The 21,952-nt window shown below is 70.2% G+C and carries 23 protein-coding genes and 1 tRNA gene; 15 read left to right on the top strand and 9 right to left on the bottom strand.

Annotated features, from left to right (window positions below; all coding sequences use genetic code 11):
* Positions 1-38 precede the first annotated feature (38 nt).
* From clpS to FHX52_RS08220, 7 genes are all read left to right on the top strand, one after another.
* Positions 39-344 carry an ATP-dependent Clp protease adapter ClpS gene (gene clpS / locus FHX52_RS08250; RefSeq protein WP_141821447.1) on the top strand — a complete coding sequence of 102 codons (306 nt, stop codon included), beginning with the start codon at positions 39-41 and terminating at the stop codon, positions 342-344.
* Positions 344-958: a DUF2017 domain-containing protein gene (locus FHX52_RS08245; protein WP_141821446.1), complete on the top strand. Its 615-nt coding sequence runs from the start codon at positions 344-346 to the stop codon at positions 956-958. Before clpS ends, FHX52_RS08245 begins: the two co-directional genes overlap by 1 nt.
* Positions 959-1,015: 57 nt before the next feature.
* Positions 1,016-1,783 (top strand): MBL fold metallo-hydrolase, encoded by a 768-nt coding sequence (locus FHX52_RS08240; RefSeq protein ID WP_141821445.1) that lies wholly within the window; start codon positions 1,016-1,018, stop codon positions 1,781-1,783.
* A gap of 295 nt (positions 1,784-2,078) precedes the next feature.
* Complete coding sequence (locus FHX52_RS08235; RefSeq protein ID WP_185747125.1) at positions 2,079-2,948, top strand: aldo/keto reductase; 870 nt, start codon at positions 2,079-2,081, stop codon at positions 2,946-2,948.
* Positions 2,949-3,065: 117 nt separating this feature from the next.
* Positions 3,066-3,806, top strand: coding sequence for a ribonuclease PH (gene rph, locus FHX52_RS08230; RefSeq protein WP_185747124.1), 741 nt, complete (start codon positions 3,066-3,068; stop codon positions 3,804-3,806).
* Positions 3,803-4,423 carry an RdgB/HAM1 family non-canonical purine NTP pyrophosphatase gene (gene rdgB / locus FHX52_RS08225; protein ID WP_141821443.1) on the top strand — a complete coding sequence of 207 codons (621 nt, stop codon included), beginning with the start codon at positions 3,803-3,805 and terminating at the stop codon, positions 4,421-4,423. The genes rph and rdgB overlap by 4 nt, the downstream gene beginning before the upstream one ends.
* Positions 4,420-5,988 (top strand): molybdopterin-dependent oxidoreductase, encoded by a 1,569-nt coding sequence (locus FHX52_RS08220; protein ID WP_141821442.1) that lies wholly within the window; start codon positions 4,420-4,422, stop codon positions 5,986-5,988. The genes rdgB and FHX52_RS08220 overlap by 4 nt, the downstream gene beginning before the upstream one ends.
* On the opposite strand, the gene FHX52_RS08215 is transcribed toward FHX52_RS08220, so the two are convergent.
* Positions 5,975-6,406, bottom strand: coding sequence for a RidA family protein (locus FHX52_RS08215; RefSeq protein ID WP_141821441.1), 432 nt, complete (start codon positions 6,404-6,406; stop codon positions 5,975-5,977). The genes FHX52_RS08220 and FHX52_RS08215 overlap by 14 nt on opposite strands.
* Positions 6,407-6,468: 62 nt before the next feature.
* Between FHX52_RS08215 and FHX52_RS08210 the strand changes: the two genes are divergently transcribed.
* The 3 genes from FHX52_RS08210 (at position 6,469) to FHX52_RS08200 (ending at position 7,401) form a co-directional block, all read left to right on the top strand.
* Positions 6,469-6,552: transfer RNA gene (locus FHX52_RS08210), tRNA-Leu, on the top strand.
* Positions 6,553-6,614: 62 nt separating this feature from the next.
* Positions 6,615-7,088 carry a thioredoxin-dependent thiol peroxidase gene (gene bcp / locus FHX52_RS08205; RefSeq protein ID WP_141821440.1) on the top strand — a complete coding sequence of 158 codons (474 nt, stop codon included), beginning with the start codon at positions 6,615-6,617 and terminating at the stop codon, positions 7,086-7,088.
* A gap of 61 nt (positions 7,089-7,149) precedes the next feature.
* On the top strand, positions 7,150-7,401 hold the full coding sequence (locus tag FHX52_RS08200) for a DUF3618 domain-containing protein (RefSeq protein ID WP_141821439.1): 252 nt from the start codon (positions 7,150-7,152) through the stop codon (positions 7,399-7,401).
* Between the two features lie 8 nt (positions 7,402-7,409).
* On the opposite strand, the gene FHX52_RS08195 is transcribed toward FHX52_RS08200, so the two are convergent.
* Together FHX52_RS08195 and FHX52_RS08190 are read right to left on the bottom strand one after the other, a co-directional pair.
* Positions 7,410-8,210, bottom strand: a complete 801-nt coding sequence (locus FHX52_RS08195; protein ID WP_141821438.1) for a hypothetical protein — start codon at positions 8,208-8,210, stop codon at positions 7,410-7,412.
* Between the two features lie 254 nt (positions 8,211-8,464).
* A complete protein-coding gene (locus tag FHX52_RS08190; RefSeq protein ID WP_141821437.1) occupies positions 8,465-9,637 on the bottom strand; it encodes an alpha/beta hydrolase in 1,173 nt (390 codons plus the stop codon).
* Between the two features lie 69 nt (positions 9,638-9,706).
* Here FHX52_RS08190 and FHX52_RS08185 point away from each other — a divergent pair, with 69 nt between their 5' ends.
* Positions 9,707-10,522, top strand: a complete 816-nt coding sequence (locus FHX52_RS08185) for a TetR/AcrR family transcriptional regulator (protein ID WP_342777908.1) — start codon at positions 9,707-9,709, stop codon at positions 10,520-10,522.
* 81 nt (positions 10,523-10,603) lie between these two features.
* Positions 10,604-10,819, top strand: a complete 216-nt coding sequence (locus FHX52_RS08180) for a hypothetical protein (protein ID WP_141821435.1) — start codon at positions 10,604-10,606, stop codon at positions 10,817-10,819.
* 96 nt (positions 10,820-10,915) lie between these two features.
* Here the strand turns inward: FHX52_RS08180 and FHX52_RS08175 are convergent, their stop codons facing one another.
* Entirely contained in the window at positions 10,916-13,963 is a 3,048-nt protein-coding gene (locus FHX52_RS08175) for a glycosyl hydrolase (RefSeq protein ID WP_221630521.1), read from the bottom strand.
* A gap of 600 nt (positions 13,964-14,563) precedes the next feature.
* Between FHX52_RS08175 and cysM the strand changes: the two genes are divergently transcribed.
* Positions 14,564-15,451, top strand: a complete 888-nt coding sequence (gene cysM / locus FHX52_RS08170) for a cysteine synthase CysM (protein ID WP_141821434.1) — start codon at positions 14,564-14,566, stop codon at positions 15,449-15,451.
* Between the two features lie 111 nt (positions 15,452-15,562).
* Here the strand turns inward: cysM and FHX52_RS08165 are convergent, their stop codons facing one another.
* The 5 genes from FHX52_RS08165 to FHX52_RS23790 form a co-directional block, all read right to left on the bottom strand.
* Positions 15,563-15,823: a hypothetical protein gene (locus tag FHX52_RS08165; protein WP_141821433.1), complete on the bottom strand. Its 261-nt coding sequence runs from the start codon at positions 15,821-15,823 to the stop codon at positions 15,563-15,565.
* A 157-nt stretch (positions 15,824-15,980) separates the two neighbouring features.
* Positions 15,981-16,451: a UPF0158 family protein gene (locus FHX52_RS08160; RefSeq protein ID WP_141821432.1), complete on the bottom strand. Its 471-nt coding sequence runs from the start codon at positions 16,449-16,451 to the stop codon at positions 15,981-15,983.
* Positions 16,452-16,594: 143 nt separating this feature from the next.
* Positions 16,595-17,494 (bottom strand): NADP-dependent oxidoreductase, encoded by a 900-nt coding sequence (locus FHX52_RS08155; protein WP_141821431.1) that lies wholly within the window; start codon positions 17,492-17,494, stop codon positions 16,595-16,597.
* Between the two features lie 332 nt (positions 17,495-17,826).
* Positions 17,827-19,653, bottom strand: coding sequence for a CHAT domain-containing protein (locus tag FHX52_RS08150; RefSeq protein ID WP_185747122.1), 1,827 nt, complete (start codon positions 19,651-19,653; stop codon positions 17,827-17,829).
* Between the two features lie 62 nt (positions 19,654-19,715).
* Positions 19,716-19,862 (bottom strand): hypothetical protein, encoded by a 147-nt coding sequence (locus FHX52_RS23790; protein WP_185747121.1) that lies wholly within the window; start codon positions 19,860-19,862, stop codon positions 19,716-19,718.
* Positions 19,863-20,335: 473 nt separating this feature from the next.
* Between FHX52_RS23790 and FHX52_RS08145 the strand changes: the two genes are divergently transcribed.
* Positions 20,336-21,316 carry a transposase gene (locus tag FHX52_RS08145; protein WP_221630519.1) on the top strand — a complete coding sequence of 327 codons (981 nt, stop codon included), beginning with the start codon at positions 20,336-20,338 and terminating at the stop codon, positions 21,314-21,316.
* A gap of 177 nt (positions 21,317-21,493) precedes the next feature.
* Positions 21,494-21,931, top strand: a complete 438-nt coding sequence (locus FHX52_RS08140; RefSeq protein ID WP_185747120.1) for a nitroreductase/quinone reductase family protein — start codon at positions 21,494-21,496, stop codon at positions 21,929-21,931.
* Positions 21,932-21,952: the final 21 nt, after the last annotated feature.

Below are 21,952 nucleotides of genomic sequence, written 5' to 3'. Positions count from 1 at the left end.
CGGCATACGGCGGACGTCGTGGGCTCTAGTGTGGGCGTGTGCCAACCGCCAGCCTGTCGCTCGCGCCCGTCGAGGAGGAGGTCACCTCGGTCGACGAGGTCGTCGCGCCCGACCTCCCCTGGGTCACCATCGTGTGGAACGACCCGGTCAACCTCATGACCTACGTGACGTGGGTCTTCGAGACCTACTTCGCCTACCCGCGGGGCAAGGCCGAGAAGCTCATGATGGACGTCCACGTCAAGGGCCGCGCGGTGGTCTCGAACGGCCCGCGCGAGTCGATGGAGCGCGACGCGGAGGCGCTCCAGGGCTACGGCCTCTGGGCGACGTTCGAGAAGGACGACTGATGGCACGCGCATTCCTCCGCGAGCCCGAGGGCTTCGTCGCGCTGCTCGACGACGGCGAGCGCCTCGTCCTCTCCGGGCTCATGCAGCAGACCCGGGTGCTGCTCTCGCCCGAGATCGAGCCCACGGGCGACGCGTTCGACGACCTCGTCGCGTCGATGGGGGTGTCGCTCGACCTCGCCGACCAGGGCGCCGCGGAGCCCGCCGACGCCGACCACCGCGACCCGGCACTCGACCGGCTGCTGCCGACCGCGCACCGCGGCGACGACGAGGTCGCCGCGGAGTTCCGGCGCCTCACCGAGGAGGGGCTGCGCCAGCGCAAGAGCTCCAACCTCGACCTCGCCATCGACCGCATCGTCGCGGCAGACGAGGACCGCGTCGTCCTCGATGCCGCGCAGGCACCGGCCTTCCTCATCGCCCTGACGGACGTGCGCCTGCTGCTCGGAGAGCGGATGGGGATGCGCACCGAGGAGGACGCCGAGGAGCTCCACGCGGCGATGGAGACGATCGACGACGACGACCCGCTCGGCTACGCGATGGCGTGGTACGACTTCCTCACCTGGCTGCAGGAGACCCTGGCGCACGCGCTCATGGGCGACGGCGACGACGACGTGTGACGCAGCCGACGCCGTGGCTCCGAGCGGGCGTCGGTGACCCGACCTAGGCTCGACTCCGTGGACGTCACGATCATCGGGTGCTCGGGCTCCTTCGCCGGCCCGGACTCACCCGCGTCCTGCTACCTCGTGCAGGCCGAGCACGAGGGCCGCACGTGGAGCGTCGTGCTCGACCTCGGCAACGGCGCCCTCGGTGCGCTGCAGCGCCACATCCGGCCGTATGCCGTGGACGCCGTCCTGCTCAGCCACCTCCACGTCGACCACTGCATCGACATGTGCGGGCTCTACGTGATGATGAAGTACGTCCCCGGTGGACCCGGCCGCGACCCCGTGCCGACGTGGGGACCCTCCGGCACGGGTGCGCACCTCGCCCGGGCCTACGGCGATGTCGACTCCGAGGACCTGCTCGGGGTGTTCGCCTTCTCCGACCTGCGAGACCGCGACCCCGTCCGGGTGGGCCCCTTCGAGATCACCCCCTTCCGGGTGCGCCACCCCGTCGAGGCCTACGGCTTCCGGGTCGAGGCGCGCGGGCGCGTGCTCGCCTACACCGGCGACACCGACGAGTGCGAAGCCCTCGGCGACCTCATGGCGGGCGCCGACCTCGTGCTCGCCGACTCGGCCTTCGTCGACGGCCGCGACACGGTGACCGGCATCCACCTCTCGGGCTCTCGGGCGGCCGCTGCTGCCGTGCGAGCCGGGGGAGTGGAGCGGCTCATGCTCACCCACATGCCCGCGTGGAACGACCCCGAGGTGTGCCGTGCGCAGGCGGCCGCCGTCTGGCCCGGCGAGGTCGAGATCGCCAAGCCGGGAGCGACCTACTCCGTCTGAGGCGGCGGACCCCACCGCCACTCACACGTCGAGTGGCCAATCCGTGCCGCCTGTCGCGCGTCGAGTGGCCAATCCGTGCCGCCTGTCGCGCGTCGAGTGGCCAAAGCCGGGGCGGCGAAGAGTGGCCTCTCGACGGGGGTGGGGCGACGAAGAGTGGCCTCTCGACGGGGGTGGGGCGACGAAGAGTGGCCTCTCGACGGGGGTGGGGCGGACGAGGTATGCCGTGGGGTGACGGGTATGGACCACAGGGTCCGGGAGCACCCGCCCCCGGACGGCACCCCACTCAGGAGGCACAGTGCAGCAGCGAACCATCGGAACGAGGCAGGTCAGTGCGATCGGGCTCGGCGGCATGCCGATGTCGATCGAGGGCCGGCCCGACGAGGACCGCTCCATCCGCACCATCCACGCGGCGCTCGACGCCGGCGTGACGCTCATCGACACCGCCGACGCCTACCACCGCGACGCGAACGAGGTCGGCCACAACGAGTCGCTCATCGCCCGCGCGCTGGACGCCTGGTCGGGCGATCGCGCCAGCATCCTCGTGGCGACGAAGGGCGGGCACCTGCGGCCGGGTGACGGCTCATGGACCCTCGACGGTCGACCGGAGCACCTCAAGGAGGCCGCCGAGGCCTCGCTCCAGCGGCTCGGTGGCGAGGCGATCGGCCTCTACCAGTTCCACCGGCCCGACCCGTCGGTGCCCTACGCCGAGTCGGTCGGAGCCTTGGCCGACCTGCTCGACGCCGGTGTCATCGAGATGGCCGGCATCTCCAACGCGAACCCCGACCAGATCCGCGAGGCGCAGCAGGTGCTCGGCGGACGGCTCGTCTCGGTGCAGAACCAGTTCTCGCCGGCGTTCCGCAGCAGTGAGCCCGAGCTCGACCTCTGCGCCGAGCTGGGTCTCGCGTTCCTCCCGTGGAGCCCGCTCGGTGGGATCGCCAAGGCGGCCGAGCTCGGCAGCGCGCACGACGTCTTCGCCGAGGTCGCCCGTGACCACGGGGTCAGCCCGCAGCAGGTGGCTCTCGCCTGGGAGCTGGCCCTCGCGCCCGTCGTCGTGCCGATCCCCGGCGCCTCGCGGCCCGAGAGCATCGAGGACTCGGTCAAGGCCGCGGACCTGCAGCTGTCGGACGACGAGGTCAAGCGCCTCTCGGCGGCACGCACCGACTGAGCCACCCGGCATACGGCGGCGGACGGGCGCTCCTTACGGTCTGCGGACGGCGGAGGAGCGCCCGTCGCCACAACGGCGATTCCGGCTTAGCGTTGAGGCATGGCTAGCCTCAGGGGCATGACGCAACGACATGACGGCCGTGCCCCCGACGAGACCCGAGAGGTGCGGATCACCCGCAACTGGCTGGACCACGCCGAGGGCAGCGTGCTCGTGGAGTTCGGTCGCACGCGTGTGCTCTGCGCCGCCTCGTTCACCGAGGGCGTGCCGCGCTGGCTCAAGGGCAAGGGCTCCGGCTGGGTGACGGCGGAGTACGCGATGCTGCCGCGCGCGACCAACACCCGGTCCGACCGCGAGAGCGTCAAGGGCCGCATCGGCGGGCGCACCCACGAGATCAGCCGCCTCATCGGGCGCAGCCTGCGCGCCGTCATCGACACCAAGGCGCTCGGCGAGAACACCATCGTCCTCGACTGCGACGTCCTGCAGGCCGACGGCGGCACGCGCACGGCCGCCATCACGGGCGCGTACGTCGCCCTCGTCGACGCCATCGAGGACGCGCGCTCGCGCGGCCTCATCGGCAAGAACGCCAAGCCGCTCACCGGGTCGGTGGCGGCGGTCTCCGTCGGCGTCGTCGGTGGGCAGCCGGTGCTCGACCTCGACTACCCCGAGGACTCCACGGCCGACACCGACATGAACGTCGTCATGACCGGCAACGGTCGGTTCGTCGAGGTGCAGGGCACCGCCGAGAGCGAGCCGTTCGACCGGGCGCTGCTCGATGCCCTGCTCGACCTCGCCACCCGCGGCTGCGCCGACCTCACGACGATGCAGCAGGCCGCCCTCGCCGACGAGGTCGCCTCATGAGCCGGGTCGTGCTCGCCACCCGCAACGCCCACAAGGTCGAGGAGCTCCGCGAGATCCTCGCCGACGTCTGTGACTGTCTCGGTCTCGAGATCGTCGGGCTCGACGACTTCGCCGACGCGCTCGATGTCGTCGAGGACGGCGTGACCTTCGAGCAGAACGCCATCCTCAAGGCCGCCTCGGCCGCCCAGGTCACCGGCCTGCCGGCGCTCGCCGACGACTCCGGGCTCGCGGTCGACGTGCTCGGCGGCGCCCCCGGCATCTTCAGCGCCCGCTGGTCGGGCGGCAAGGGCGACCGCGCCAACCTCGAGCTGCTCCTCGCCCAGCTGGGCGACGTCCGCGACGAGCACCGGGCGGCGGCCTTCGTGTGCGCCGCCGCCCTCGTCATGCCCGACGGGCGCTCGGCAGCCGAGCTCGGTCACTTCCCCGGCAGCGTCGGCCGCGAGGCGCGAGGAGAGGGCGGCTTCGGCTACGACCCGATCTTCGTGCCATCCGGTCAGCCCGCCGGCACCGAACGCACCCTGGCGGAGTATGCCGCCGGGGAGAAGAACGCCGTGTCGCACCGGGCGCTCGCCTTCCGTGCACTCGTGCCGCACCTGAAGGAGCACCTGAGGCCATGACCACCACGAGCCCGCCCACCACGCCACAGACACCGCTGTCACCCGACACCCGCGGTGTGCCCGTCTGGGTGGGTGCGGTGGACGGGCTCGTGGCCGGTCTGCTCACGGTGGGTCTCGGCACCCTGCTCGCCGCACTGCTGACAGCCGTCGGGGCCGCGGGCGGGCAGCCCGCTCCGGTCGCCGCCGTCAGCGGAGCCTTCATCGACCGGACGCCGGCGTGGCTCAAGGACTTCGCGATCGGGACGTTCGGCACCAACGACAAGCGAGCGCTGCTCGTCGGGACCGTCGTCGTGCTTGCGCTCGTCTGCGCGGCGATCGGTGTGATCGCCCGCCACCGCCTCACCCTGGCGCTCGTGCTCTTCGCCCTCGTCGGGGCCGTCGGCGCCGCAGCAGTGCTCTCGCGGCCCGGTGCAGCGCCCGCCGACATCGTGCCGACCCTGCTCGGCGTGGCTGCCGGGCTGTGGTTCCTCAGCCACGCCCACACCGCGAACTCCGTTGGCACGCCGTCGAACCCGACCCGACGCTGGGTGCTCGGTGGCATCGTGGGCGGCGCGGCGGCATACCTCGGCACGGTCCTCGGCGGGGGCTCGAGCGCCGCCACGGTCTCGCGGGAGGCGCTCAAGGCGCAGACGCTCAAGGGAACGAAGCTGACGATCCCGGCCGGGGCGGACCTCGGCATCGAGGGGCTGACGCCCTACGTCGTGCCGAACGGCGACTTCTACCGCATCGACACCGCCATCGTCGTGCCGCGCCTCGACGCCGCCGAGTGGAAGCTCAAGGTCACCGGCATGGTCGACCGAGAGGTCGAGATCGACTGGAAGACACTGGAGTCCAAGCAGCTGACGGAGGCGCTCGTCACGCTCATGTGCGTCTCCAACGAGGTGGGTGGCGACCTCACGGGGAATGCCGTGTGGACGGGGTGGCCGGTGCGCGAGCTGCTCGCGATGGCGGGCCCCAAGGCCGGCGCCGACATGGTGCTGCAGACGAGCGTCGACGGTTGGACGTGCGGCACGCCGCTGGCCGCTCTCACCGACGACCGCAACGCACTGCTCGCGATCCGGATGAACGGCGAGCCGCTGCCCTTCGAGCACGGCTTCCCGGTGAGGCTCGTCGTGCCCGGGCTCTACGGCTACGTCTCCGCGACGAAGTGGGTGACGGAGCTCAAGGTGACGACGTTCGAGCAGGACCAGGGCTACTGGACGCCGCGCGGCTGGTCGGCGCTCGGTCCGGTGAAGACGGAGTCACGCATCGACGTGCCGCGGGCCGGCGCCACGGTCAAGGCCGGCAAGGTCGCCGTCGCCGGCGTCGCCTGGGCCCAGCACCGCGGCATCTCCAAGGTGGAGGTCCAGGTCGACCAGGGCCCGTGGACCGCGGCGCGGCTCGCCGTCGACGCAAGCATCGACACGTGGCGCCAGTGGGTGCTCGAGTGGGACGCGACGCCCGGCAGCCACGACATCCGCGTGCGCGCCTACGACGCGACCGGTGAGGTGCAGTCGCCCTACGAGGCGCCGCCGGCACCCGACGGGGCGACCGGCATCCACGTCGTCAACGTCAGGGTCGAGTGACGTCGGGGCCGGTCACGTCACGGCCGGTCGCGTCAGTACCGGCGACGACGGCGTCGGCCTCGATCTCGACGAGCAGGTCGGGGGAGATGAGCGCGGCCACCTGCACCATGGTGGCGGCCGGCCGCACGTCGCCGAACACCTCGCCGTGGGCGCGGCCGACCTCGGCCCAGTGAGCGATGTCCGTGACGTAGATGCGCGTGCGCACGACGTCCGACAGCGAGGCGCCGCACTCGGTCAGCGCTGCCGCGATGATCTCGAGCGCGACGCGGGCCTGACCGTAGGGGTCTCCGGGGGCCTGAGCGACGCCGTCGCGCGTCGCGGTCGTGCCGGCGACGTGCACGAGCCCACCGACCCGCACGGCGCGGGAGTAGCCGACCTCCGACTCCCACGGACTGCCCGACCCGACGTTCTGGCGCACGCGCCGAGGGTAACCCGAAGGCGCTGCCGACGTATCGCCAACTACAGTGGGGGCGCACCTTCGCGGACGTGGTGGAACTGGTAGACACGCAGGATTTAGGTTCCTGTGCCCTAGGTGTGCGGGTTCGAGTCCCGCCGTCCGCACCATCCGTGCCCACGCTCTCGTGGGCTCGGCCAGTCTCCCGTCCGCATCACCGAAGGAGCGTTCCATGACCTCTCGCCTCGAGCCCGGCGACCAGGCGCCCGCCTTCAGCCTGACCGACGACACCGGCAAGACCGTGAGCCTCTCGGACTTCGCCGGCCGCAAGGTCATCGTCTACTTCTACCCGGCGGCGATGACCCCGGGCTGCACGAAGCAGGCCTGCGACTTCAGCGACTCGATCGAGACGCTCCGGCGCGACGGCTACGAGGTGCTCGGCATCAGCAAGGACGCCCCGGCGAAGCTCGCGAAGTTCCGCGAGCGTGACCAGCTGACGATCACGCTCCTGTCCGACACCGACCTCGCGGTGCACCGTGCCTACGGCGCCTTCGGCGAGAAGAAGCTCTACGGCAAGACCGTCGAGGGGGTGCTGCGCTCGACCTTCGTCGTTGCCGAGGACGGCACCGTCAGCCACGCCTTCTACAACGTCAAGGCCACGGGACACGTCGCCAAGCTGCGCCGCGACCTCGGCATCGCCGACTGAGACGTGACGGGGTATGAGCCCCCAGTAGAGTCGACGCAGACCCTCGAAAGGACAAGCCAGCATGAGTGACACCGCACGTCTCGAGCAGGACATCCAGGCCACGCGGGCCCGTCTCGAGGGCACCATCAACGAGCTCGCCTACCGCGCGCAGCCGCAGGTCATCGCCCAGCGTCAGGCGCAGGGCCTCCGGCTCAAGCTCGACGCCGCGACGCACACCCCTGACGGTGAGCTGCGCATCGAGCGCATCGCGGCAATCGTCGCGGCGGCCGTCGCCGCCGTCGTGGTCATCGGGTTCCTCCGCCGCCGGCGATGAGCTGACGGTCAGTCGGCAGTTCCGCCGAGCAGCCGGATGAGGCCCGGCCCGGGCCAGGCCGGCTTGCTCGGCAGCGGCCACTTCTTGGGGTCCTTCTTGTTGAGCATCGCGTACTTGTCGTAGCAGACCTCCTGGCTGACCGGGCCGTAGAGGTCGGACGCTTCGCTCATCCACTCCTTCTGGTGCGCCGCACGGTAGTCGGCCGGCATCGAGGACCAGAGGGCCGCGTTGAAGCGGCGGACATGGTCGTTGCGTTTGCCCGGACGGATCGCCTCGTCGTCGATCGTGCCGAGCTTGCCGGCGATGGTCGGGGCGCCGCCGATGCCGGGGATCGGAACGCCGGCCCAGTCGGTGGACCACCCGCGGTAGGTGATGCCCCACGCCGACGTGATCCGCGAGATCTTGACGTCGCCCACCTGGCCCTTGACGGGCCAGTCGGTCGAGCGCACCGACCCGCCACCGACGGAGATCGCGATGTGCCCGTGCTTCCCTCCGGCCCAGTAGACGGGGGCCCCGGGAGGTGGGCTCTGGTCACCCCGCCGGTTCTTCGAGCGGTTCCACGCGGCGTTCGCGTCGGCGAGGCCGAAGCTGCGGGGTGCGGCGATGCAGTTCCAGACGAACTGGCAGCACATGCCCGGCGGGTCGTACTTCGTGTAGGCGCGGGCCTTGGGCACGCTCTGGTTCGGTCCGCGCACGACGATGTCGCGGTCACCGGGCTTCCAGTCCCAGTCGTCGTCGAAGGGCAGGTCCGGTGTGACGACCTCCTCCGACTGGTCGCCCTTGTCGAGGTCCTTGTCGAAACCGGTCATGCCCGCCTCCTCGGGGCTTGCCGACACGCCCCTGAGCGAGTCGTGAGTGTCTCCATGGTCCATCGGAGCGGCCACGCCGTCAGCCTGATACGACAAATCGCCCGTGACGTCCCGCCGACGAGCCGGTATGTCGTCCCGCTGAGTCCGCTGAGTCCGCTGAGTCCGCTGAGTCCGCTGAGTCCGGTGAGCCCGACGAGTCCGGTGAGCCCGACGAGCACGTATGCCGTCCCGCTGAGTCCGCCGGACGGCATACGTCAGCGGGTCACGCGTGTGCAGAAGGTCCAGAGGGCGTCGATGACGAGCTCGAACCGGAGGGAGTGGAGCAGGTCGAAGGTGTGCTGCGCACCGGGGAGCTGGGCGTAGACCACCGGGTTGCGAGGCGTGGCCCGGAGGGTGTCCGCAAGATGCGCAGCCGCCCGCGGAGGTAGCAGGGTGTCCTGGTCGCCATGGACGATCATCACCGGCGGCGCTGCCGGGTGGGCGTAGTCGGCCGGCCGCGACGGCGGCCCGTCGCTGTCCACGCCTCCGTAGTAGCCGTACAACCCCACCGCTGCGGCGACCCCGGTGTCGTTGCTCTCGAAGCCGGGCTGGAAGGCCGGCAGGTCTGCCGTGAGGGCGGCGGTGAGGGCGAGGTGAGCCCCGGCAGAGCTGCCGGCAAGAACGATGCGCTGCGGGTCTGCGCCGATGTCGGCTGCGTGCTCCTTCGACCACACGATGACGCGCTTGACGTCGGAGAGGATGTCCGGGTAACGCGCGGGGCGGAGTCGGTAGCTGGCGCTGACGCACACCCAGCCGTGTCGGGCGAACGCGTGCAGCAGGGGCCGGGCGTACACGCTCTTGCGGCCGGTCCGAAATCCGCCGCCGTGCAGGTGGATGAGGATCGGTCTCCCGGTGCTGGTGCCACTGCCGCTGGCGCGGTAGAGATCGAGTCGCTGACGGTGAGAGGGCCCGTATCGCAACCTCCGCCTGACGCGCACCCCGCGGGGGAGGACGGGCACCGGGAGCACGGCGATCCTCAACCAGGGCGGCCGCCGGCGCCAGGTCGACGGCAGAGCAGGAGCGCCGTGGCCAGGCTGGAGATGGCCATCGCCGAGACTACCGCCGGGGCCGTCGCCCAAGGCCTCGCCCAGGGCCCTGTCCAGGACATCGCGAGCACGAAAGCTCCTGGAGAGGAGCACCGGCGCGCCGAGGAAGCTGGCACATCCGAGCAGGAACCACGCGACCACCTCCGGCCCGGGAGGCTCGTCCGAGAACAGCGCCGGCGTGGTGGCGAGGCACAGGTAGACGAACCCGAGCGACGGAGACTCGTTGACGAGTGCGCTGAGGAGCCAGCTCGCCGTGCCCCAGGCGCCAGACCGAGCCAGCGGGGCGATCGACAGCAGCATGCCCGCGGTGACGATGACGACGGTCGCCACGTAGCCGACCATCACAACCCCCTCTCATGACATGTACGGCGTATAGGATTCCTTCTGACCATACGCCGTATAGTCGGAGGTGTGAAGCGAGTTTCGACCTCAGACGCCGCATCTCGCTCGCCCCTGTCACCGGCTCGGATCGTGGCGGTTGCGGTGGCTCTCGCAGATGCCGAGGGGCAGTCGGCAGTGTCCATGCGCCGGCTCGCGCGGGAGCTCGGCGTCACTCCCATGGCGCTGTATTGGCACTTCTCCGACAAGGACGCACTCGTGGGGGCCATGGCTGAGCAGGTCATCCGCGACGCAGAGTTCACCGACGCCGCCGGCGGCGGCTGGCAGGACCGCTATCGCGGAGTGCTCGTCGCCCTGGTCGAGCTGCTGCACGCACACCCGTGGATGGGCCGGCTGGTCATCGAGCGCGTCGTGCCCCTGCCGAACTTCCTGACCGCTCTGGAGAGCATGCTCGACTGCCTCCGGTTGGCGGGGCTGGATCCGACAGTGTCCGTGATGGTGGTCCAGCAGTCGGTGCAGGGCGTCGTGGGCCTCGTGGAGTACGAACCGCAGCCCCCTGCCGACGCAGCCACGTCGGCCTCCGCCCGACAAGCGCTGCAGGCGTCGCTCGGCAGCCTGGAGCCGAGCGACTTCCCCAACGTGCGCGCGGCCTCCGTGCCGCTCGCCGCCTCGGTGGGTGGGGAGGCCTACTACCGGCTCGGGCTCGACACCATCGTCGGTGGTATCGAGGCGGTCGCCGCGGCGGCCGCGGGCCCACCCCGTGACCGAGCCCGACGAGGAGGTATGCCGTCCGGCACAGGAGGCGGACGGCATACCGAAGGGGCGGCGCTCGAGGGCGCCGAAGCCGTCCGCAGCGGACGCGTCCGAGGGCCCGAAAAAGAAAAGTGATCCGCGTGCATCCAAACGCCTCCTTCGCACGGAAGAAGTGGCGATGGGTGAACCCGCACCCACCAAGAGAAGGGATGTCACATGAAGCGCATTCTCGCCACGGTGTCCATCGCAGCCCTCGGCATGCTCGGCTTCGCGGGCACCGCCAGTGCCGCGCCCGCTGACGCCGCGTGCTTCGGCCAGGTGCACAAGACCGTCAACAGCGGCGGGGTGGCCGGGTTCGACAACGTCGGGCAGCTCGTCCAGGCCCTCGGTGGGGGACAGGCCAAGAACGCGACCGCCAAGTCGTTCTGCTGAGACACACCTCTTCTCGGGGAAACCAGACGGCGGCTCGGACCTCACGGTCCGAGCCGCCGTTCCGCCTTCTCCAGGTGGTGGCGCGAAGCGACGTGATCAGACGAGGACGTCCCGGTACGGCGTGATGGTCACGGGTCCGACGAGCCCGTACGCCTGGCGGCTGCTCGACCCGAACACCGTCGGGTTCACCGTCCGGAGGCGGTTGAAGAGGGTGGACGGGGCCTCCACCTCGATGACGTTGCGGCCGGAATTCAGCGCTGTCCCGAGATCGACGCGCGTCGAGAGCACCGACCGGGTCGGGACGTCGCTCCCGTTGACCCGCACTCGGAAGGTGTCGAACACCGCCCCGAGGTCGAGGTAGGCGCCGACTCCGTTCCACGAGTCAGCGAGCTCGACCACCGCCGTGTAGTGCCCGACGCCGGACACGTCCTCGAGCCCGGGCACGCTCGTCCAGGGCTTGAGGCCGTCGAACACAGTGGTGCGTGTGGTGACGATGGTCTCGGTCGCGGACGAACCCGGCTGCCAGTCCTCGAGGGAGAGCTCCCACTGCGCCAGCGGCACGGGCGCGGGCACGGCAGGGACCGTCGTGCGGCGTGCCCGGCCATCAGCCAGCACCGTGGTGTACGTGCCGCCGGTGGTGGCGCGGGCAGCGAGCTTGCCGTCGACGTAGGAGATGGTGGCGGCATCCGTGCCGAGCGCCGGTGCGGCGAGCGTCGGCCCGCCGAGCAGCTTGGGTGGCGCGAGGGCCACGACCATGCCCTCCGCGGGGCCCAGAGCCACGCGGATCCGGATGCGTTGCCCGTCGACCTCGTAGATCGCGATCGGCTCGACCTCGCCGGTGAACGTGTCGAACCCGTACGGGACCATGCCCGAGCTGGACGCGGTCAGCCACACGTCCTGCTCGACGCGGACGATCTTGCGGTTCTCCGCATGCCGGGCGTTGGCGAGGTAGAACACGTCGATGCCCTTGCGGCGGTCCGGGCTCTGCGCACCCGTGTCTGCGACGAACCGCTGGACGTGCATGAGGGTCGACTGCTCGTGCTCGACGGCCCGCTCGACGCCCAGCTCGGCAAGTGCCTTCGGGATGTCGTCAGCGATGCCCACCGTGCGGACGACCGGAAGCGCACGCAGCTGCGCGACGAGGTCGCGCACCCGGGCGTCCTCGTCGCCCTGGGGGAGGCCGGTCGCCAGGGCGGCGCTCCAGTCGCCGACGAAGACGATCGGCAGACCTGCTCGAGCCAGTCGCAGGAGCTCGGTCGCGCCCTGGACCTGCAGCGAGCTGACGTTCCCTCGGAACCTGTCGCCCTCGATGATGATCGCCTTGTAGGCCGGTCCGTCCGGCGCCAGCCGCCCGCCACGGACCTGCGCCGAGTCGAGCCCGAGGAGGGGCGCAGTGATGAAGCCGTAGGTCCAGCCGAGGCCGATGGCGACGTTGGTTCCCCAACCGACCCCGATGCCGGTGGCAGTCCAGCCCTTCTGGCGGTACCACGCCAGGTCGGCCCGGTTCACGCCGGCACGGAGGGCGAACTGGGTGCGTCGCAGGTGGTCGGCGACGTCGGTGACGTGCCGCCACATCGGCTGGCGAGGGCCCCACGCCTCGCCGTAGCCGACGGCGTTGTTGTAGTAGGGAGAGAACGCGGCGAATCCCGGCCATGCGGCGCCCGGGGCATCGGCATACGAAAAGCCATGCAGGACAGCCTGGTTGACGCCGCCTGCGTAGATGCTGCCGAGCGTCTGGAGCGCCTTGTTCCACGTCGTGTTGTAGGCGCCGTTGGCATAGGCGGCGGCCTCGCACGACAGGATCGACCGGCCGCCCATGTCTCGGCCGCCGCTCAGCGCACGGTAGTCGTCGAGGTTCTTGAACCCGAGTGACTCGCTCTCCGGCTGGTCGAACAGAGCCGCTTCGTAGATGGAGTCGGTCTCGAGGCCGTATCCCTGGACGCGCAGCTCGAGCCCCAGGTCGTGAGCCCATGCACGCAGCGGGAGCAGGTGGTGCTCGGCGTAGAGGTCGCTGAGGCACTGGGCGACGTCGTCACGGACCTTGTTCGTCGTGTCGCCGGCGAAGACGTAGAGGTACTTCTCCTTCTGCTCGATGATGACCGGCAGCCATGGGTAGAGGTCGTAGCCCATGCGTGAGCGGAACACGTCGAGCAGGCCGGGGGTCCACAGGGTGGCGGTCGTCTCGATCTCGAGGGAGTCCTCGAAGAGCGTGTTCCCAGCCGAGGCGAGGAGGCGGCGCAGCTCGGGCGTGAGGATCCGCTGCTCCCAGAAGTCCGTGACCGCCGTCGTGCCCGCTGCACTGAAGTGGTCGACGACGTATGCCGTGGGTGAGGTGTGCGGACCGGCCTCGGGCTCCTGCCCCGACCCCCTCTGCCAGTAGCTGAGGATCACCCAGGACCCGGTCGGGGGCGCGGTCCAGGTGAGGCGCCCGTCGTGCACCGAGGCGGTGAGGTCGACGACGGAGGCCTGCTCGATCGTGGAGGGCTGGCCGGCGCGGGGCGGGGGCGCGATGACCTTGGCGGCGTGCACGCCGATGAGCTGGGCCGAGGTCGCGCCCTTCGCTGCAGGAACGACGGGAGCAGGAACGACGTCGTCGTAGGTCGCACCGGCAGCGACCGCGGCCAGCCCGTGGGCGAGCTCGCTCGAGGCCGCGATGTCGTCGGGGGTGACGGTCGGCACGGCGGCGGGCCACGAGGGGCCGATCGTCAGGTCGATCGTGATGCCGCGACGCTGCGCCTGTCGCAGCGCCGCGGTGACGGCCGCGACCCAGGGGGCGGTGCCCCAGCCGTGGGCTTCGGGGTCGAGTCGTCCCTTCGGGATGCTGTGGTGCACGTCCGCGATCTCGAGCCCGGCGAAGCCGGCGTCGGCTGCGGCGTCGACCTCCTTGGCGACCTCGGCGGGGTCGACGTTGCCGCACGGCCACCACCAGCGGAAGCGTGCTCCGTAGGAGGTGGGGGGCTTGCTGAAGGCGCGGGCAAAGCCCGCCGCCTCTGCGGCATCGGGGGCTCCCGGCGCTGCGGACGCCGTGGCTGCGGTCCACGGAAGGGCAGCGCCCGCGGTCAGCAGGGCCCCCATGGTGATGAACCTGCGCCGGGAGAAGGATGAGCCTACGTGCGGGTCCTGCGGGATGGGGCCGATGACCATGCGATCCTCCACAACGGTGTGAATGAAACGATTCATTGATAAGATCTGGAGACCATATGGCGCATATCACTCTGAGGTCAAGGGTTCTGTCCGCCGGTTGAAGTGGCGTGCGGCAGTGGATGGTCCTGTCGATCCGCAACGTTTCACCCGCGGCCCACGGGCTTCGACAGCGCGGGGATTTCCGCTTGCCGCATCGCCGACGGGCTCGGCACGCCGGTCGATCGGTCACGAGGGACGCCGACATGGGCCGGGTGCGGGGCGGCGAGGCAGTCGCTGCGTTGGACCGTTCACCCTCCGGTCTGGAGCCCGACCCAAGACGGGCCTTCACCGGACACAAGGAGAGCCCGGCCCCCGAGGGCCGGGCTCTGACCTGCATGAAGAGTGCGCCACCAGGGACTCGAAACGCGAACCCAGTGAGTCTGGGCGCGGTCCTTCTGTCGCTGCTCGTCAGCACCCCCGAAGCCCACGTGACCTGCAGCTTTGACGTCGGGGCGCCGTCCGTCGTGTCCCGTCTCTTCGAGGTCGAGCAGTCGGCTGCGGTTATCCGGCGACCGCTGCCGTAGGCTCCAGGTCGTGAGCAAGCCCCCGGCGTACTCGACGATGGAGGACGTCATCGGCGACACCCCGCTGGTGCGTCTGCAGCGCCTTCCGGGGCTGGAGAACGAACGCCGAGGAAACCTGCTGCTCGCCAAGCTCGAGGGCAACAACCCGGCCGGCTCGGTGAAGGACCGGCCCGCGATCAGCATGATCCGCGGCGCCGAGGAGCGAGGCGAGATCTCCCCCGGCGACACCCTGCTGGAAGCCACGTCCGGCAACACCGGGATCGGCCTGGCGATGGCGGCCGCGATCAGCGGCTACACACTGGTCATTGTGATGCCCGAGGACGCCTCCACTGAGCGGATCCAGACGATGAAGGCGTACGGCGCCGACCTGGTCCTCACCCCGGCGAGCGGCGGCATGGAAGAGGCCCGCGACGTCGTCGCGCGGATGGAGCGGGAGGGCCGCGGCCGGGTCCTGGACCAGTTCGGCAACCCGGACAACCCCCGTGCCCACGAGGAAGGGACGGGCCCGGAGCTATGGCGCCAGACCGACGGACGGATCACCCACTTCGTGTCCGCGATGGGCACCACAGGCACGATCACCGGGGTCTCGCGGTTCCTGAAATCGCGCAACCCCGGTGTCCAGATCGTCGGGGCACAACCCGCGGAGGGCTCGAAGATCCCCGGGATCCGCGCCTGGCCACCGGAGTACGTGCCGAAGATCTTCGACCCCTCGGCGGTGGACCGGACCGTGGAGGTCGCCCAGACCGACGCCGAGGAGACGGCCCGCCAGCTGGCCCGCCAAGAAGGCATCTTCGGAGGTGTTTCCGCGGGCGGTGCTTGCTGGACCGCCCTGCAGGTGGCCGGGGAGGTCGAGGAGGCGACGATCGTCTTCGTGGTCTGTGACCGCGGCGACCGGTACCTCTCCAGCGGCGTGTTCCCCGCCTGAGAGTCTTCCGCTGACCCGCGGAGACATCCGTCGAGGGTGGGACCGACCCTCTCCGCCGCCCTACCGCGCGATTGCTATACAGGGGCGGAAGGACGCACGCGAGGGGAACGTCTACGCCGGGTTCACCGGACCGCTTGGTGTCGGCGCGTCCGTCGGACTCGCTGCAGCGACCGGTGCTCCATCCGCGAAGGCGTACGGCCACTGACGCCTGACCGCGTCTTCGTGCCATCCTCCCTGAAGCCGGTTGTGGGCACGACTGGCAAGGATGTAGAGCGAGCGGACCAGTTCCGCTGGGGGCGTGGGGTCCTTGGCGACGATGTAGCTGATGACATTGTTGACGGCGGTCGCCTCGGCGGGGGTCATGCGTGCCATTTCCCCACCGTAGGACGGTGTGAGCACTCGGACTGCCGAACCCCGAGACGCGTGCTCAACAGGTCGCGAAGGGCACGGGCTGGCGATAGGCGGCGAAGCGACTGACGGTGGCCACGGGGCAGCCGGGGCTCGTAGCCGCATCTGCGTGCAGTGGCACTCAGGGGAGGTCGGGCTCCGGGTTGTCGCTGATGAACCGCTGGCCGGCCTCCTCGTCGACGAGTCCCTCGTCCACCAGCCACTGGACAGCCCGAACCCGGGTCCTGACATCACGCATCGCCTGCCAGACCGAGATCAGCTCGGCATGGTGGCCGTACACCTCGTTCCTGAACCGCCGGAACGCTCCCTTCCCCTGCAACGACGCGCTCAAGCGTCGACCAGCAGCCCCGTCGCTGATGCCCTCGGCGAAGTCGACCATGTCCTGGTACCACACGTAGGACGGCAGGGGATCGATGAGAGTCAGGTCCAGCTCGTCGATCTCGACCGGGTTCTCACCGTCGATGCCGGTGTCGCTGGTCCACAACACGACCTCGCCCGTGCGCGGATCAATCAGCCAGCGATGGTCGTAGTCCGTCTGGTCCGCCAGCGCGGTGGCGATCTCCTCGACGTCGATGCTGTCCAAGTTGAGCACCTATTCAGCGTAGAACTCGAGACTGGCTCGTCTGGGGTGGCGCAGTCGGCTCTTAGCCCCGAATTCGCGGCGCAGAGACGCGATTGGCGACTGTCGCTCGCCCGACGGCGCTACGGCTGGCTCCTGTCGGTGCCGTCGGTGGGTCAGACGGTGATGACGACCTTGCCTTGGGTGTGCCCGTTCTGGACGTGGGACTGCGCCTCGGCGAGCTGCTCGAGCGGGTAGGTGGCCTGGATGCGTGGGGTGTAGGAGCCGGCCGCGCCGAGCTCGGCCGCGGCGGTCAGGCTCGCCGCGGCGTCCGCATTCCCCGCGACCATGGTGACGCCGAGGGCGGGGGCACTGAAGTCTGCCGCCGACGCGACCTTGGAGGGGTCTCCGACGATCGCGACGAGCTCGGCCAGCGATCCCGAGCCGGCGAGGTCGAGGGCGGCGTCGACCCCGCCTGGCGCGACCGCCGCGACTCGGTCGGCCAGACCGGGACCGTAGGTCACGGGCGTGGCGCCCAGCGAGCGCAGGAACTCGTGGTTGACCTCGCTCGCGGTCCCGATCACGGAGGCCCCACGGGCGGTCGCGATCTCGACAGCCGCCGAGCCGACACCGCCCGAGGCGCCCTCGATGAGGATGGTCTTGCCGGACGCGTCACCGAGGGCGTCCAGGCCCGCGATCGCGGTCGAGGAGGCCAGGCCGGCGGCGGCGGCCTGCTCCATCGTCCAGACCGACGGCACGCGAGCCCACGCCGTCAGCACGGCCGACTCTGCGGCGCCGCCCTGCGCGAGACCGAACACGGCGTCACCGACCGTCACGTCGATGACGCCCTCGCCGACCTCGTCGACGACCCCGGCGGCATCGGTGCCCGGGATCGCCGGGAAGGTGAGCGGCATCATCTCGTGCAAGTAGCCCTCACGGATCTTCCAGTCGACCGGGTTCACACTGCTCGCCGCGACCCGGATGCGGACCTGCCCCGGGGCGGCATGAGGCTCCGAGGCGTCCTCAAGGGTCAGGACCTCCGGGCCGCCGTACTGGTGGAATCGCACTGCACGCATCGGGACTCCTTCGAGTGTCGAGGATCGTCGAGCCGGCCGGCCCCTTCCGTGTCTCCTGCGGATCCAATTCTGCTCGGGTTCGGATGCCATGTCTGGGACACCGACAACCCTCTCGTGTTCCTGGGACACGCCGGCGAGCTGACTGGCCTGAGCCCGCGCGCGGCAGCCGGCGGAAGGACGTGGCTCGCAGCTGCACCAACCACGACACCGGCCTCAGGCGTTGTGCCCCCATCCGAGCCAGGTGGATCCCTGGGCGGGCGCCACACTCGCACCGGCTGTGGGGCCCATCCGTCTTGGGCGGCTCCGTCAGGGTCCTGATCGGTTGGAAGTCTCTAGGGGTCAGCGGATACCCGGATGTCGCATCCCACGACGTCGGCGAGGTAGACGTGGGAGCGTCCGCTCGGCTCGAGGCGCAGCGGGCTGGTGCCTTTGAGCAACGTGCCGGAGGCTACAGGGCGTGCGTCCGCGGCATCACGGAGTTCGAATTTGCATTGGGCGTAGCCGTTGAACGTGTCGACGTGCACAAGCACGGTGCCGGGAGGCGTCGGTGCCGTGAAGACATCGGTGTCACCCGTGTTGGCTGCCTGGGTGAATGGGAGCACGGCGTCACCGGATCCGGAGAGCTTGACCACCCGGCAGCCCGGGTCGCTGGCTTCCCACCGGAACGTGCCTGCGGTGGGCATCTGGAACGTCTTGGTCGCCCAGACATTCTTGAATACGCGCGGATTGCCGGTGTCATTGTCGGTCACGGTGACGGTGCAGCCTTTGTTGTTCTCGTCGGTGATCTGGATCCGCCACGGGCCTGCCGCCGTGATCTGGCCGCCTGTTGGACCCCCGGTGTCGCTGGGCGAGTTGACGCGGTCCAGGACCAGCAGGGTGCCCGCGATCCCGGCGGCCGCGAGGGCCAGCGCAGCCGCCCCGCCGTAGACCCGCCGCCGCCGCGGCCACGCTTGCCGGGCGCGGCCCGCATCCCGTGGTCCAGCCGGAGCAGCGCGCTTGATGGTCGGCGGGTCCGGCTCAGCCGTCTGCGACACGGAGCTTCCCGTTGGAGGGACGGGCACGGCGTCGGGCTTGAGATCGAAGAGTCGTGTGTCGGCGCCGCGCACACTGAGAACCGGTGTCACCCACTCGAGCGTGTCTCGGGTGACACCGAGGATGCCGATCCTCCCGCTGCGCATTGCCTCGTCGATGGCGCGACCGTGCGCGAGCGACATGTAGAAGCCGCGCGCGAAGGCGATGGCCGCCTTGTCACTGATGGCGAACTGCATCGCAGCGACAGCGTGGATCCCGCTGCGTACCAACGCTGCCGCCGTACCCGAGAAGAGGTCGTCCGCGCTCTCGGCCGCCGTGAGGCACGCGTTTAGCACGACCAGCCGCGGCCGCTGTCTGGCCTCGTGCAGCAGATCGGCCAGGCTGCTCGCGTTGACAAGATCGGCCCGCCCGTCGGGTCCGACGAACGCGAGCACGCCCTCGTCACGCGTGTGGTCGTACGCGCCGTGCCCGATGAAGTGCAGCACGTGCCACGTCTCGTCGAGCAGCTTCTGGTGCAGACGCTGCCAGCTTGCATCGAGCAGCCACTCGAGGTGGATCCATCCGGTATCGATCTGCTCGCCCAGGGCTTCTTCCACACGTGCCCGTTCGCCGGCAACGTCCAGCGAGGGCAGCGTGCTCGGCGATGCGATGAGTGCGAGCACCCGCAGTGGTGGCTCGAGGGGCAGAGTTGGCGCGGAGGGCGTCGTACCGATCTGCCGCAGCAGCGGCTCCTTGCGACACAGGTAGTTGCGCTCCTCACGGTCGTAGAGGGCCTCCCAGGGCAGCGCGGCGAGCCCAGGCGCTGCGAGCCGAAGCAGCAGGCGCACCCCCTCACCACGGTCGTCCGCGACGGCGACACTTGTCCGGTACGCCTCGCGCACCGGCCCGACGAAGACAGAGTCGAAGAGCAGGGTGCCGACCGCCTCCAGCGACGACTCGTGCGGCGGCGTGACACGACGAGCCGCGATCGACGAGGCGAGAACGCTGTCCTCCAGTCCGTGCCGCTGCGCGAGCAGCCGCCCCACATCGAGCGCGCACGACGTGGTGGGCTCCCCGGCGCCGACCGAGCGGAGCACCCGCACGGTGAACCGACCGGCCTCGCTCGCCGGCCCGATCTCGAGCTCCATCACCGAATCCATACGCCGCCTCGCCGATGCCCTCTCGATGATCCCTCGGATTCGTCACGGTGTCAGCCCAGACCCAACTCGCACCCGCAGCTGGAACCGTCGAGGGCGTGGGTGCGACGGCAGTAGCGGGCCAGGTACCAGACCGCGGCAAGCCGGGCGCTGGTCATCGTGGCGAGGTGGAACGGTAGAAGCGTCGTTGGAGCGGACATGGGGTCACCCCAGGAGCGTCTGCCTGTCGGACCAGACCCCTCGCGCCGAGAACGCGTCCGGTCACGTGGAATGCATCGACGCTAGATCCGCAGCACTTGTCGCGTCCGCGGGCGGCGGAAGGACTGTGAGGATCGCTTTTGCAGCCTGATGGCGCTGGGCTGTGGTTGGTGACCGCGAGTGTGACCCCCGGAAAGGACTGGCTTCGTGCCTTGTTGTGACCTGTCCGCTCGTGGTCGCCGGCCCCCGGCCCGGTTGGAGGAGCTGGCCTGATCAGGAGCTTGACCGTCTGGCGTTAGCAGCGCCTGGCGTGTCTCATCACAGTCCTGCCGAGCCTCCGTCCCGGACCGGAACCACGTCCCGTCCGGCGAAGGAGAGAACGCATGCACAGTCTGACCGATCTGCGCGAGGTGGTCGATCTCGTCATCGGCGTCGACACCCACGTCCACACCCACTCCGATGCGGTGGTCTGGCCGTGGTCGATGCTGCGACCGGTGGTGTCCTCGAGGAGATCACCGTCGAGGCGACAACCGAGGGCTATACCGAGCTGGTGGAGTTCGCCAACAACCACGCGACGTTGCGGGCGTGGGCGATCGAGGGGACCGGCGGTCATGGCGCCGGTCTGAGTCGTCACCTGCTGCAGGGCTCGGAGCTCGTCCTCGAGTTGGATCGTCCGAAGCGAGCTGCGCGCCGCAACGGCGCGAAGTCGGATCCGCTCGACGCGATCCGCGCTGCGCGTGAAGCGATGGCTCGACCGCGGTTGGGAACACCCCGCACTGGGGGTGAACGCCAAGCACTGTCAGTGCTATTGGCTGCTCGCCGCTCCGCGGTCAATGCCTCCACCGAGGCACAGCAGCAGGTCTTCAGCCTGGTCATCGCAGCACCCGAACCGATCCGGGCCAGGTTCCGCGGCCAGAAGCTTGCCGCGATGCTCAACACCGCCGCGAACCTGCGCGTGCACGCCTCCTGGGACACGGAGACGATCAGCACCGTGGTGGCGTTGCGGACCTTGGCTCGCCGCGCGCACGCGATGCTGAAGGAGGCGCGGGAGCTGCAGAAGGCGCTCGTGGCCATCATCCGCAGCTGGCGTCCTGACCTGCTCGAACAGTTCGGCGTCGGACCGATCGTGGCTGCGACGGTGTTATGTGCCTGGTCCCACCCCGGCCGTATCCACTCCGAGGCGGCGTTCGCGATGCTCGCCGGCGTGGCACCCATCCCGGCGAACAGTGGTCAAGTCACCACCCGCTATCGGCTCAACCGGTATGGCGACCGCCAGCTCAACAACGCGCTGCACACTGTGGTCCAGAGCCGGATCCAGTACCAGCCAGCCACTCGCGACTACGCCGCCCGCCGCACTGCCGAAGGCAAGACCAGCCGAGAGATCAAACGCTGCCTCGCCCGCTACGTCGCGCGCGACCTCTACCGTCTGCTTGAAAATGGCTCCGCAGCTGCTTGACGAAGCATAGGAGCGTCACTGCCGCTTCGCGGCGCTGTGACGCCGACCGAACGGTGGGCGATAGGCGGCGGTTTGACGCACCGTGATCGGCGAATCATCGTCTGACACATGAGCCGTGGGGCACGCACCGTGGTTGACTCGTTGTGTAGGACCTCCGCCGGAGCGAGCGAGGATGACATGGCGTCGATGGCACAGCGGTTGTGGAAGGCCGGCAACGCTGCGGCCGCGTGGATGTACCGGCGCACCGGCGGGAAGGTCGGTGGCAGGGCCAAGGGCGGCAGCCGCGTGCTGCTGCTCACCGTGGCGGGCCGCAAGTCCGGCGTGGCGCACACGGTGCCGGTGGCGTACGTCGAGCGCGACGGCGCCTACTACCTCGCAGCGACCGCCGGGGGCCAGCCGACGGAGCCGCAGTGGGTCCGCAATCTGCGTGCGACCGCGACCGCGACCGTCGAGGTCGGTCGCGAGCGAAAGGCGGTGTCGGTCGAGGTGCTGGCAGGGGCCGAGTCTGAAGCCGCGTGGAAGGACGTCATTGTCGCGACCTACCCGTCCTTCGCCCCCTACGAGGCGAAGTCGGGCCGCAAGATTGCGGTCGCGCGTCTGACTCCGACTGCGTAGTGGCTCCACCTCGCCGAGCGT

The organism is Humibacillus xanthopallidus, from assembly GCF_006717145.1.
In the GTDB taxonomy this organism is placed as follows: Bacteria; Actinomycetota; Actinomycetes; order Actinomycetales; family Dermatophilaceae; genus Humibacillus; species Humibacillus xanthopallidus.
The sequence above is the reverse complement of the archived record's forward strand: the minus strand, read 5'-3'. Positions and strand labels throughout refer to the sequence as shown.